The following is a 12,717-nucleotide window of genomic DNA, read 5'->3' as shown; positions in this document are numbered from 1 at the left end:
ATGTGGCGTTGACAAGCATGCTTTCCTTCGCCACCTGAAAGGCGAAAGCCGGATTCAGAGCACTTTCAGGAAAATTGAAGCTGGTTTTCGTCCGGATTGCGCAAAAACCAAGAAGAGGCGTCCATGTCTTCTGCCTTCGATTTCGAGCCAAAGCCGCGCCGTGCCTCGGTCGCCGTCGATGTCGGCGGCGTGATCGTCGGTGGCGGCGCGCCGGTCGTCGTGCAATCGATGACCAATACCGACACGGCCGATGTCGATGCGACCGTCGCGCAGGTCGCGGCGCTCCACAGGGCGGGTTCGGAACTGGTGCGGATCACCGTCGACCGCGACGAAAGTGCCGCTGCGGTACCGAGAATCCGCGAGCGTCTCTTGCGCCTCGGCCTCGATGTGCCGCTCGTCGGCGACTTCCACTATATCGGCCACAAGCTGCTCGCAGACCACCCGGCCTGCGCCGAGGCCCTCGCGAAATACCGCATCAACCCGGGCAATGTCGGATTCAAGGACAAGAAGGACAAGCAGTTCGCCGAAATCATCGAGATGGCGATGCGCTACGACAAGCCTGTGCGCATCGGGGTGAACTGGGGTTCGCTCGATCAGGACCTCCTGACGCGTCTCATGGACGAGAACAAGGCCAATGGCTCACCCCTGACGGCTCAGCAAGTGACGCGCGAGACGATCGTGCAGTCGGCGCTGATCTCGGCGGAACTCGCCGAAGAGCTTGGCCTGCCGCGCAACCGCATCATCCTTTCCGCCAAGGTTTCCGGCGTGCAGGACCTGATCGCCGTTTATGCGATGCTCGCCGCGCGCTCCGACCACGCGTTGCATCTCGGCCTCACGGAAGCCGGCATGGGTACGAAGGGCATTGTCGCCTCCTCGGCCTCTCTCGGCATTCTGATGCAGCAGGGTATCGGCGACACGATCCGCATCTCGCTGACGCCGGAGCCCGGCGGCGACCGCACGCGCGAAGTGCAGGTGGCGCAGGAACTGCTGCAGGTCATGGGCTTCCGCCAATTCATTCCCGTCGTTGCCGCCTGCCCCGGCTGTGGCCGCACGACCTCGACCGTGTTCCAGGAACTCGCCCAGAAGATCCAGGAGGATATTCGTGCGAACATGCCCGTCTGGCGCGAGAAATATCCGGGCGTCGAGGCGCTGAAGGTCGCGGTCATGGGCTGCATCGTCAACGGCCCCGGCGAAAGCAAACACGCCGACATCGGCATTTCGCTTCCGGGCACCGGCGAGATGCCGGCCGCTCCCGTCTTCATCGACGGTCAGAAGGCGATGACGCTGCGCGGGCCCAGGATCGCAGAGGAGTTCCAGCTCCTCGTCTCCGACTATATCGAGAAACGCTTCGGCGGCGGCCAGGCTGCGGCCGAGTAGGGCTCAATGCGAAGACCTGTTACGTCCCCTTCCAACTAAGGCGAACCCCTCCCCTCCCCACAAGGGGGAGGGACAGGCGCTCGCGGCAATCGCCTGCCCTTCGCCGATTCCGTCGCGACGGTGAGAACGAAGTGGAGAGGTGCAGCGGGTCTAGCCCCTCCCCTTGTGGGGCGGGGTTGGGGGGTTTGTCACGAAAATCTCTCGCCCTTGTTCGAGAGCTGAGTTTGTCGCGCGCCTTCAAAGAATTTCGTCAAGCGCCGCGATCAGCCTGCCGCATTCCTCATTCGTGCCGATGGTGATGCGCAGGAAATCCTCGATCCTCGGCTTGGCGAAATGGCGGACGATCACGGCGCGCTCGCGCAGCTTCGCGGCGAGCGTTTGGCCGGGATGGCCCGGGTGGCGGGCGAAGACGAAGTTTGCCAGCGAAGGCAGGACCTCGAAGCCGCGCTTTTCCAGCTCCCGGGTAAGTTCCGCCCGGGTGGCGATGATTCTGGCGCGCGTTTCCTCGAACCAGGCCTCATCCTTGATTGCGGCGGTCGCACCGGCCTGGGCGGCGCGCCCCAGCGGGTAGGAGTTGAAGCTGTCCTTGACGCGTTCAAGCGCCTCGATCAGCGGCCGCTGGCCGATGGCGAAGCCGACGCGCAGGCCGGCGAGCGCCCGTGATTTCGAAAAGGTCTGCACGACAAGCAGGTTCGCGTATTTCGGCACGAGCGGGATCGCCGATTCGCCGCCGAAATCGATATAGGCTTCGTCGATTACGACGGGCTGCTCCGGGTGCTCCGCCACCAGTCTCTCGATCTCGGCGAGCGGCAGGCCAATGCCGGTGGGCGCATTGGGGTTCGGCAGGATGATCGCGCCCGAGGGGCGACGATAGTCGGCGATGTCGATGCGGAAGGCATCGTTGAGCGGCACCTCGACCGCGTCGATGCCGAAGAGGCCTGCATAGGTCGGATAGAAGCTGTAGGAAATATCCGGATAGAGCAGCGGTTGGTCATGTTTCAAAAGCGCGGCGAAGGCATGGGCCAGGACCTCGTCCGAGCCGTTGCCGACGAAAACCTCCTCCGCCATTACGCCGTGTCGCTCGGCGATCGACTGCCTCAAGCCCAGCGCGAGCGGATCCGGATAGAGACGGAGATCGGCGCCCGCCGCCATTCGGATGGCCTCGAGCGCGCTTTGCGAAGGGCCGTAGGGGCTCTCATTCGTATTGAGCTTGACGAGATTTGCCATGCGTGGCTGTTCACCCGGAACATAGGGCTTCAGCCTCGATACGATCGGCGACCAGTATTTGCTCATGGGCTACAGGTCCTAGTTCCTGCGTTTGGCGATGAAGCGGGCGGTCTCGACGAGGACGGCCGAACGGCTGCCGTAAGCCGCCAGCAACTCCTCCGCTTCGACCACCAATCTTTGAAGCTCGTGTTCAGCCCATTTTTGGCCATGGAGGGCGACGAGCGTGCCCTTGCCGCGGGCGGCGTCCTTGCCGGTCGCCTTTCCCATGACTTCAACGTCGGCCGTAACGTCGAGCAGGTCGTCGGCGAGCTGGAAGGCAAGGCCGATCTTCTCACCGAAGGAGCGCAGCCGCTGCCGATCGTCGGCGCCGGCATCGGCGATGATCGCGCCGGCCTCGCAGCCGAAGCGGATGAGGGCGCCGGTTTTCATCGCCTGAAGGGTGACGATGCCCGCCTCGTCCGGGGCTTCTCTCTCGGCGGCGAGGTCGAGCGCCTGGCCGCCGGCCATGCCGCCGTGGCCCGAGGCGCGCGCAAGCGCCAGCACGAGCGCTGTCTTCTGCCGGTCGGAAAGCGGCGTTTCCGGTGCGGCGATGATGTCGAAGGCAAAGGTCAACAAACTATCGCCCGCGAGGATCGCGGTCGCCTCGTCAAAGGCGACGTGGACCGTCGGCTGTCCCCGGCGCAGCTCGTCATTGTCCATCGCCGGCAGGTCGTCATGGACAAGCGAATAGCAATGCACGCATTCGAGCGCTGCGCCGATCCGCAGGGCGGCGTCCATGTCGCCGCCGAAGAGCGCGGTGCTTTCGGCCACGAGAAACGGGCGCAGCCGCTTGCCGCCATTGAGCACGCCGTGACGCATGGCGCTGATAAGGGTCCCCGGGCGGGCGATCTCGTCCGGAAATGGATCAGGATCAAGAAGCGTCGAAAGCAAGGTCTCGACCGCAAGCGCATCGGCTTTCAGCCGTTCCGCAAAGGATGATGTCTCGTAGCTCATGAAGGCTCTTTGGCACGGGCCGGGGCGGCTTTCAACGGACTTTCGCATCGCATTCGCCGGGGATGAGTGCATCCAACCCTTGTCTTTTGTGAGAAAGGCCGTTCAACTCTCGGCCTCCGTGCAATAAGAAGGCGGGCATGAAGAGAGGGGCGGACAGTCAGGCCGTGGACATCATTTCGGAAGAGCGCGAGGAGGGCGAGATGTCTGCCGGCCGAGGATCTGCCCTGCGCCGTGGCTGGCGGCGCCTGCTCCTTCTCGGCCTTTCCCTCTTGCTGCTGCCCTATCTGCTCATCATCCTCTATCTCATCGATTTCATTCATCCGGTGTCGACCCTGATGCTGCGCGACCTGGTGCTCCTGCGCGGCTATGACCGGCAATGGGTGGAGTTCGACGACATTGCTCCGGTGCTCGTGCAATCGGTGATGATGTCCGAGGACGGCCGGTTCTGCTCGCATGGCGGGGTCGACTGGGTGCAAATGCAGAGCGTCGTCGAGGAGGCGCTCGACGGCGGGCAGACGCGTGGCGCCAGCACCATCCCGATGCAGACCGTCAAGAATCTCTATCTCTGGAACGGTCGCTCCTTCGTCCGCAAGGGGATGGAAGTGCCGCTGGCGATCGCCGCCGACTTCGTTTGGAGCAAGCGGCGTATGATGGAAATCTATCTCAATGTCGCCGAATGGGGCGACGGGATCTATGGTGTCGAGGCCGCCGCGCGCCATCACTTCGGCGTATCGGCGGCCAAGCTTTCGCGACGGCAGGCCGCGCTGCTGGCCGTTTCCCTGCCCAATCCGATCGACCGCAATGCCGGCAAGCCCGGTCGAGGCCTGAAGCGTCTTGCCTCTGTGATCGAACGCCGCGCCAGCCGGTCGCGCGACTATATCACGTGCCTTTATGATTGAGATGAAGGCAATTCATTGGTCCTGCGGCCGCTGGTGTGGCAAGGCTGTTTGCCGAAAACAATGAACGGAGACAGCATCATGGCCGAGCTCGTGCTCTATGTCGGCAACAAGAACTATTCCTCCTGGTCGCTGCGGCCCTGGCTGGCGCTCGAGGCTTGCGGAATTCCTTTCGAGGACGTGGTGATCCCCTTCGACTTTGCCGCGGGAAATCCGCGCTTCCGCGAAATCTCGCCGACGGGACGCGTGCCGGTTCTGCACCATGGCGACGTGCGGGTCTGGGAGTCGCTCGCAATCATCGAATATGTGGCGGAGCTCTATCCTGATGCGGGCCTCTGGCCGAAAAACCGCGAGGATCGCGCCCGGGCGCGATCCTATTCGATGGAGATGCTCTCCGGCTTCCGGGCACTGCGTGGCGCCTGCCCGATGAACATCCGCCGGCCGCGCAAAGCCATCGCACTTGCCGAAGGCGTGGCGGCCGACGTGGCGCGGATCGAAACGATCTGGCGCGAGGCGATCGCGAGCTCCGGCGGTCCGTTCCTGTTTGGCCGCTTCACCGCCGCCGACGCGATGTTCGCCCCGGTCGTAAACCGTTTCGACGTCTACGAACTCGTGAACGATCCGGCGACGCTCGCCTATATGGAGGCGGTGAAGGCGCATCCGGCCTACAGGAAGTGGGAAGAGGCAGCGAAGGCAGAACCCTGGATCGTTCCGGAGGACGAGGCTTGATGCTCTTCAAGTCTCGACCGAGACTGCCCTCCCGCTAGACTCGAAAATTTGCGTGCGGGGTCTGGTCAAACGGCGGTCGTCCATGTATAAGCGCGCGAAATTTCCGAGATCGACATCTGTTTGACCCGGCCATTTTCGGCTGCTGAACAGTGTTTTGCCCGATAAGTGGAGAATGAAATGGCTGTACCGAAAAGAAAAACGAGCCCGTCCAAGCGTGGCATGCGCCGTTCCGCTGACGCCCTCAAGGCTCCGACCTACATCGAAGACAAGAACTCCGGCGAACTGCGCCGTCCTCACCACATCGACCTGAAGACCGGCATGTATCGCGGTCGTCAGGTTCTGACGCCGAAGGAAAACGCATAAGCGTTGTCCATTTCGGATGGAGTTCGAAGGGCCGGCATTGCCGGCCCTTTTTCTTTGACGCGAGTTCTTTGACGCGAGCGGCCGTAGGCCGTCGAAACCGTGCTCAACCGCTCCCCTTCTGTCCTCACAAGCGCAAGCTGCCGCGGACGGCTGAGTAGTCGGTTGCCAGCAGCGTCGACTCGCTAGTGGGCGCAGGACGGCTGGACAAGCTTCGATGACTTGAGACAGTGTGTGTCGCAGAGGCGAAGTGCTCCTCCTCCCCGCGCGGACGGGTTGGGGAGGGGAATTTCCAGCTAGCCCAGATTATCCAGCTTCGTCTGGAGTGCGCGCAGCTGCTCCTTGAGTTCGTCGATGTCCTTGGCCTCAGGCTTCTTCGTATCCTTGGCCGGAGGAGCGGCCATGAAGGGCGAGAACATCTGCATCGCCTGGTGGAACATTTCGGTGTTTCGCCGGACCTGCTCCTCGACCAGTTGCAGCGGCACCTGCAGGTTCTTGCCAAGCGGCGTGTCGCCGAAGGCCTTGTTGATCTGCTCGCGCATTTGCGCCTGCTGATCGGTGAAGGCCTGCATCGAATGTTCAAGGTAGCTCGGCACCACCATCTGCATCTGGTCGCCATAGAAGGAAATCAGTTGCCGAAGGAAGGAAATCGGCAAAAGCGTGTTCCCGGTCTTCGACTCCTGTTCGAAGATTATTTGCGTCAGTACGGAATGGGTGATGTCCTCGCCGGACTTGGCGTCCTGTACGACGAAGTCTTCCCCCCGCTTCACCATGACGGCCAGGTCGTCCAAGGTCACATAGGTGCTCGTCCCGGTGTTGTAGAGGCGCCGGTTCGCATATTTCTTGATAACGATCTGGCCTTCGCTCTTCGCCATCAGGGGTCTCCTCTCACCCATGGTCCCGTCTTTATTGTGTTTTTCAGAGTATCCGCAAAAGCGCGCCGCTGACAATCTCTTTGTGCGATGCGGCGACGCGGGTGCAAAAATATGATGAATTGGGCCGAGCGTGAAGCTTTTGTAGCGCGTCATCATGGCGTTTGACTCGGGCTCCTGCCTTTGCCAGTGTGGCCACGAGGCCAAGCAAGAAGAGGAAACGTCTGATGAGCAATCCCTCCATCGTGATCGCCAGTGCCGCCCGTACCGCCGTCGGGTCTTTCAACGGTGCCTTCGCCAGCACGCCTGCGCATGAGCTGGGCGCAACCGCCATCAAGGCGGTGCTCGAGCGCGCCGGGGTGGAGGCGGGTGAGGTGGACGAGGTGATTCTCGGCCAGGTGCTGCCGGCAGGAGAAGGTCAGAACCCGGCCCGCCAGGCGGCAATCAAGGCCGGTATCCCGCAGGAAAAGACCGCATGGGGCATGAACCAGCTTTGCGGATCGGGGCTGCGCGCCGTCGCGCTCGGCATGCAGCAGATCGCAACCGGTGATGCGAATATCATCGTCGCCGGCGGCATGGAGTCGATGTCGATGGCGCCGCATTGCGCCCACCTTCGCGGCGGCGTGAAGATGGGCGACTACAAGATGATCGACACGATGATCAAGGACGGCCTGACGGACGCCTTCTATGGCTACCACATGGGCACCACCGCCGAGAACGTCGCGCGCAAGTGGCAGCTGACCCGCGAGGAGCAGGACGAATTCGCGCTCCGCTCGCAGAACAAGGCGGAAGCTGCTCAGAAGGCCGGCCGGTTCGCCGACGAAATCGTGCCCTTCATCGTCAAGACGCGCAAAGGCGACGTGACCGTCGATCAGGACGAATATATCCGCCACGGCGCCACCCTCGAGTCGATGGCGAAGCTGCGCCCGGCCTTCGACAAGGAGGGAACGGTGACCGCCGGCAATGCCTCGGGCATCAATGACGGCGCCGCCGCGACGCTTCTGATGACCGAGACCGAGGCAGGGCGGCGCGGCATTCAGCCGCTCGCCCGCATCGTCTCATGGGCGACGGCCGGCGTCGACCCGCAGATCATGGGCACCGGCCCGATCCCCGCCTCCCGCAAGGCGCTCGAAAAGGCAGGCTGGTCCGTCGGCGACGTGGAACTCGTCGAAGCCAACGAAGCCTTCGCGGCGCAGGCCTGCGCGGTCAACAAGGATCTCGGTTGGGACCCGTCGATCGTCAACGTCAATGGCGGCGCGATCGCGATCGGCCACCCGATCGGCGCCTCCGGCGCGCGCGTCCTCAACACGCTGCTCTTCGAGATGAAGAGGCGCGGCGTCTCCAAGGGCCTCGCCACGCTTTGCATCGGCGGTGGCATGGGCGTCGCCATGTGCGTGGAGCGCATGTAACCGGCAGCCGCCATGCGTGCTTGCATCGAATGGAATCGAGTGCTTGTGGCCCGGGCTCCCGGGCCGCATGAGCAAACTTTCGCGAATTACAATCAACCGAACGGGAGGCGAACATGAGCAGGGTAGCATTGGTTACGGGCGGGTCCCGCGGTATCGGCGCTGCAATCTCCGTCGCGCTGAAGGCGGCTGGCTACAAGGTGGCCGCAAATTACGCCGGCAATGACGAAAAGGCCCAGGCCTTCAAACAGGAAACCGGCATTCCTGTCTACAAATGGGACGTCTCCAACTATCAGGCCTGCGTCGATGGCATCGCCAAGGCGGAGGCCGAGCTCGGGCCCGTGGAGATCCTTGTCAACAATGCCGGCATCACCCGCGACGCGATGTTCCACAAGATGACGCCGGAGCAATGGGGAGAGGTCATCAACACCAATCTGACCGGGCTCTTCAACATGACCCACCCGGTCTGGTCCGGCATGCGCGATCGTGGCTTTGGCCGCATCGTCAACATCTCCTCGATCAACGGCCAGAAGGGACAGATGGGCCAGGCGAACTATTCGGCCGCCAAGGCCGGCGATCTCGGCTTCACCAAGGCGCTGGCCCAGGAGGGGGCGGCGAAGGGCATCACCGTCAATGCGATTTGCCCGGGCTATATCGGTACCGAAATGGTGCGCGCCGTGCCGGAAAAGGTGCTCAACGAAAGGATCATCCCGCAGATCCCCGTCGGCCGCCTGGGCGAGCCGGAGGAAGTGGCGCGTTGCGTCGTTTTCCTCGCCTCCGACGACGCCGGCTTCATCACCGGCTCGACGATTTCGGCCAATGGCGGACAGTACTTCACCTGATGGCGAAAGCGGGCGGTGAGGACCTATTGCTGCATCTCCGCCCTCCAGCAGGCGCTGGAGCATGCTTAGATCACGAGGATTTTGGTCGGATCGACCTAAATCATAAACGTGATCGATTCTAGAAAGTCAGCGCGGGATGCGGGCGGAAAACCATCCCGCGCTGGTCGCCGGCAAGCTCAAGCAAATCTTCGATCGAGAATCCTGCTCGGGGCCAGTGCGCTCATCGCGCCGGCCGCGCAGGATATTTTCGGCGGCGAAATCCTGACAACCGGACACACGACCGCATGCACTATTGCAATCGCATCGATGCTAGGCGATGCGATCTGACGCTCTCGCAGTTCAAGCAGCCGATCTTCGACGACCTCGCATCGACACGGGACGAAGCCTTCGCGGATGCCTTCGGGCGGCGTGTCGGCGCAATCTGTACGGCTCTCTCCCTCATTCCAGTGCTTGATCGGGCCAAGGCATGGTCGGGCGGGGAACTGATTTCGACCTCACTTCGGTACAGTGAGCCATCTATATCTTGTGGCGAACATACTCGGAAAATCCCTATTGCCGGCGATTCTCCCCATGCGCCGAACCTCTTTGGCAATGGTGCGGCAACGATTCTCATTCCCCGGTTCTTTAAGACTCGCTGCGAATCAGAGTTAAAATTTCCATGTTTTCCAGAGTCTTGGATTCGGAATCCTTTGGGCCGAATCCCGACCCGGTAAGCACGATAGATGCGGTCAAGGTAGCCGAGACGAGCATTGCCGACCTGGATTCAGCATCTCGTGCGAGTCTGGCCAACACAGTCTATATGTAGCCGTGAACATACAGTGAATCGATGCGAGTCGTCGATTCGTCGCCGATTCGTTCCGCGGCTGTTCCAAACGTCAATATGGACGCGCGAGATGCAGCCGCTACATATGGTCGTGACAGCCCGTCGCTTTTAATCGTTCACGCCCCTTGCGTTTGGCACTGCGCGTGGGCATCTGTTTCCCGCCGGGACGCGAAAGCCCACCGGCTCGTTGAGACTGCCCGGGATCGATGACCTTGTCCTTTCAATCCATGATCCTGAGCGGCCGCGGCGTGACCGCGGTGCTCGGGCCCACCAATACAGGCAAGACGCATTATGCAATCGACCGCATGATCGCGCATGACAGCGGCGTCATCGGCCTGCCGCTAAGATTGCTCGCGCGCGAGGTCTATACGCGCTTGGTCGAGAAAGTCGGTCACCACAATGTCGCGCTGATCACCGGCGAGGAGAAGATCGCGCCGCATCGCGCCCGCTATTCGGTCTGCACCGTCGAGGCGATGCCGCGCGAGACGACGGCGTCCTTCGTTGCGATCGACGAAGTGCAACTCGCGGGCGACCTGGAGCGGGGCCATATTTTCACCGACAGGATCCTGCACTTGCGTGGCCGAGGCGAGACGCTTCTGCTCGGCGCGGCGACCATGCGGCCCATTCTCGAGCATCTCTTGCCCGGCATCACCGTGGTCGAGCGGCCGCGCATGTCGCAGCTCCTCTATGCCGGCACCCGGAAGATCACCCGCCTGCCGAATCGTTCGGCGATCGTCGCGTTTTCCGCCGACGAGGTCTATGCGATCGCCGAGCTCATCCGGCGGCAACGGGGCGGGGCGGCCGTCGTGCTGGGCGCGCTCTCGCCGCGCACCCGCAATGCCCAGGTGGCGCTTTATCAGGAAGGTGACGTCGACTATCTCGTCGCGACCGATGCAATCGGCATGGGGCTCAATCTCGACGTTGATCACGTGGCCTTCGCGCAGGATCGCAAGTTCGACGGTTATCAGTACCGCAATCTCAACCCCGCGGAGCTCGCCCAGATCGCAGGGCGGGCAGGCCGGCATATCCGTGACGGGTCCTTCGGCGCGACGGGACGCGTCGACCCTTTCGAAGACGAGCTCGTCCAACGCATCGAATCGCACGAATTCGATCCGGTGCGGGTGCTGCAATGGCGTTCCAAAGCGCTCGATTTCTCCTCGCTGAAGGCATTGAAGATGAGCCTCGAGGCCGCACCCGCAGTCTCGGGACTGGCGCGCGCCCTGCCGGCCGTCGATCAGCAGGCGCTGGAGCACCTGTCGCGTTATCCGGAGGTGATGGATGTCGCCACCACGGCCGAGCGAGTCGAGAAACTATGGGAAGCCTGCGCCTTGCCGGATTATCGCCGCATAACGCCGGCCCAGCACGCCGACCTGATTTCGACGATCTATACGGATCTCGTTCGGGACGGCAGGGTCAACGAGGACTTCATGGCCGAGCAGGTTCGTCGTGCCGATCACACGGACGGCGAGATTGACACACTTTCGGCGCGAATTGCGCAGATCAGGACTTGGACCTATGTGTCCAACCGGCCCGGGTGGCTTGCCGATCCGACACACTGGCAAGAAAAGACGCGGGAAATCGAAGATCGATTGTCCGACGCCTTACATGAAAGGTTGACGAAACGCTTTGTTGATCGCAGGACATCTGTGCTCATGAAGCGCCTGAGAGAGAATGCGATGCTGGAAGCAGAAATCAGTGTGAACGGTGATGTCTTCGTTGAGGGCCACCACGTAGGTCAGCTAACCGGTTTCCGGTTCACCTTGGCTGCCGGCGAGGGCGCGGATGCGAAGGCCGTCCAGGGTGCCGCACAGAAGGCGCTTGCGCTGGAATTCGAGGCGCGCGCCGCTCGTCTCCATGCCGCCGGCAACAACGATCTGGCGCTGTCGTCTGAAGGCCTCGTGCGTTGGCTCGGCGATCCCGTCGCGCGGCTCGCCGCGAGCGATCATGTCATGCGTCCGCGCGTCATTCTTCTCGCCGACGAGCAACTCCAGGCCAATGCTCGCGAGCATGTGCTGGCGCGCATCGAGCGCTTCGTGAACTATCACATCAGTACGGTCTTGAAGCCGCTCGACGACATTTCGCGCGCGGAGGATCTCGAGGGGCTCGCAAAGGGGCTTGCCTTCCAGCTCGTCGAAAATCTCGGCGTCCTCTTCCGCCGCGACGTCACTGAGGAGGTGAAGTCGCTCGATCAGGAAAGCCGCGCATCGATCCGCAAATACGGTGTTCGCTTCGGTGCCTATCACATATTCCTGCCGGCGCTCCTGAAGCCGGCACCGGCGGAACTGATCACGCTGCTCTGGGCGCTCAAGAACGACGGCCTCGACAAGCCCGGTTACGGCGAACTGATCCCTATGCTCGCCGCCGGCCGCACCTCCGTCGTCACCGACCCGTCCTTCGAACGGACGTTCTACAGGCTCGCGGGCTTCCGCTATCTCGGCAAGCGCGCGGTCAGGATCGACATATTGGAGCGCCTCGCCGATCTCATCCGACCGCTGCTGCAGTGGACACCAGGTTCGGCACCGCGCCCGGAAGGCGCTTATGACGGTCGCCGCTTCACGGCGACGACCTCGATGCTGTCCATTCTCGGCGCCACGGCCGACGACATGGAGGAAATTCTCAAGGGCCTCGGCTATCGCGCCGATGTCGTGACGGCGGAGGAGGCGGCTGCCTTCCTCGCAAGCCAGGCCGGCGCAACGGTCGAGCCTGCTCCAGCCACCGAAACGGCTCCGGAACTGGCCGATGTTGATCCGGAAGCGGCAACGACGGAGGCCGCGGGCCAGGCAAGCGGCGAGGATGGGGCAGTGACGGCGGAGCCAACCGCCGAAGAAGCACCACCGGCCGAGACGGAAGCGTCGGTCGAACCGAAGCCGGTGCTTCTGTGGCGCCCTGGCACGCGCCAGGAAAACCAGCGGGGCGGCCGCCATCACGGCGACCAGCGCCGCGGCGGAAAGCGCCAGGGCGAGCGTCACGGCCAGGCGGAAGGCCGAGACGGTGGCCGCAAGGGTACGCCGGCGCGCGCCAAGGCCCAGGAGGGCAAGCCGGGGGGCCAGCGCAAGGAGCGTCCGGACCGGCATGAGCGGCATGACCGCGGCGGCAAGTTCGACAGCCGCCCGCAACGCAAGGAGAAGCCGATCGATCCGGATTCGCCTTTCGCGAAGCTCGCCGCTCTCAAGGAGCAACTGAAGAAGTAGG

The 12,717-nt window shown here is 62.9% G+C and carries 10 protein-coding genes; 7 read left to right on the top strand and 3 right to left on the bottom strand.

Translation table 11 applies throughout. The features are described 5' to 3' along the window. Nucleotides 1–123 precede the first annotated feature (123 nt). Nucleotides 124–1,377 (top strand): flavodoxin-dependent (E)-4-hydroxy-3-methylbut-2-enyl-diphosphate synthase, encoded by a 1,254-nt coding sequence (ispG, locus tag J2Z31_RS21190; RefSeq protein ID WP_209604322.1) that lies wholly within the window; start codon nt 124–126, stop codon nt 1,375–1,377. Nucleotides 1,378–1,614: 237 nt separating this feature from the next. Here the strand turns inward: ispG and hisC are convergent, their stop codons facing one another. Both hisC and J2Z31_RS21180 read right to left on the bottom strand, forming a co-directional pair. Beyond that, entirely contained in the window at nt 1,615–2,670 is a 1,056-nt protein-coding gene (gene hisC, locus J2Z31_RS21185; RefSeq protein WP_209604320.1) for a histidinol-phosphate transaminase, read from the bottom strand. Nucleotides 2,671–2,682: 12 nt separating this feature from the next. After that, nucleotides 2,683–3,597, bottom strand: a complete 915-nt coding sequence (locus tag J2Z31_RS21180) for a polyprenyl synthetase family protein (protein ID WP_209604318.1) — start codon at nt 3,595–3,597, stop codon at nt 2,683–2,685. A gap of 164 nt (nt 3,598–3,761) precedes the next feature. Here J2Z31_RS21180 and mtgA point away from each other — a divergent pair, with 164 nt between their 5' ends. From mtgA to rpmF, 3 genes are all read left to right on the top strand, one after another. Beyond that, nucleotides 3,762–4,496 (top strand): monofunctional biosynthetic peptidoglycan transglycosylase, encoded by a 735-nt coding sequence (gene mtgA / locus J2Z31_RS21175; RefSeq protein ID WP_408022051.1) that lies wholly within the window; start codon nt 3,762–3,764, stop codon nt 4,494–4,496. 78 nt (nt 4,497–4,574) lie between these two features. After that, complete coding sequence (locus J2Z31_RS21170; protein WP_209604314.1) at nt 4,575–5,222, top strand: glutathione S-transferase family protein; 648 nt, start codon at nt 4,575–4,577, stop codon at nt 5,220–5,222. Nucleotides 5,223–5,399: 177 nt separating this feature from the next. Beyond that, entirely contained in the window at nt 5,400–5,585 is a 186-nt protein-coding gene (rpmF, locus tag J2Z31_RS21165) for a 50S ribosomal protein L32 (protein WP_003535764.1), read from the top strand. Between the two features lie 293 nt (nt 5,586–5,878). On the opposite strand, the gene phaR is transcribed toward rpmF, so the two are convergent. Next, nucleotides 5,879–6,457, bottom strand: coding sequence for a polyhydroxyalkanoate synthesis repressor PhaR (gene phaR / locus J2Z31_RS21160; RefSeq protein WP_209604312.1), 579 nt, complete (start codon nt 6,455–6,457; stop codon nt 5,879–5,881). A 224-nt stretch (nt 6,458–6,681) separates the two neighbouring features. Here phaR and J2Z31_RS21155 point away from each other — a divergent pair, with 224 nt between their 5' ends. The 3 genes from J2Z31_RS21155 (at nt 6,682) to J2Z31_RS21145 (ending at nt 12,716) form a co-directional block, all read left to right on the top strand. After that, complete coding sequence (locus J2Z31_RS21155; protein WP_209604310.1) at nt 6,682–7,863, top strand: acetyl-CoA C-acetyltransferase; 1,182 nt, start codon at nt 6,682–6,684, stop codon at nt 7,861–7,863. Between the two features lie 113 nt (nt 7,864–7,976). Beyond that, nucleotides 7,977–8,702 (top strand): beta-ketoacyl-ACP reductase, encoded by a 726-nt coding sequence (gene phbB / locus J2Z31_RS21150; RefSeq protein ID WP_209604308.1) that lies wholly within the window; start codon nt 7,977–7,979, stop codon nt 8,700–8,702. A gap of 1,029 nt (nt 8,703–9,731) precedes the next feature. Then, a complete protein-coding gene (locus J2Z31_RS21145) occupies nt 9,732–12,716 on the top strand; it encodes a helicase-related protein (RefSeq protein WP_234939554.1) in 2,985 nt (994 codons plus the stop codon). Nucleotide 12,717: the final 1 nt, after the last annotated feature.

The organism is Sinorhizobium kostiense, from assembly GCF_017874595.1.
GTDB lineage: Bacteria > Pseudomonadota > Alphaproteobacteria > Rhizobiales > Rhizobiaceae > Sinorhizobium > Sinorhizobium kostiense.
Note: the sequence above shows the minus strand (reverse complement) of the source record. Positions and strands in the feature narration are given on the sequence as shown.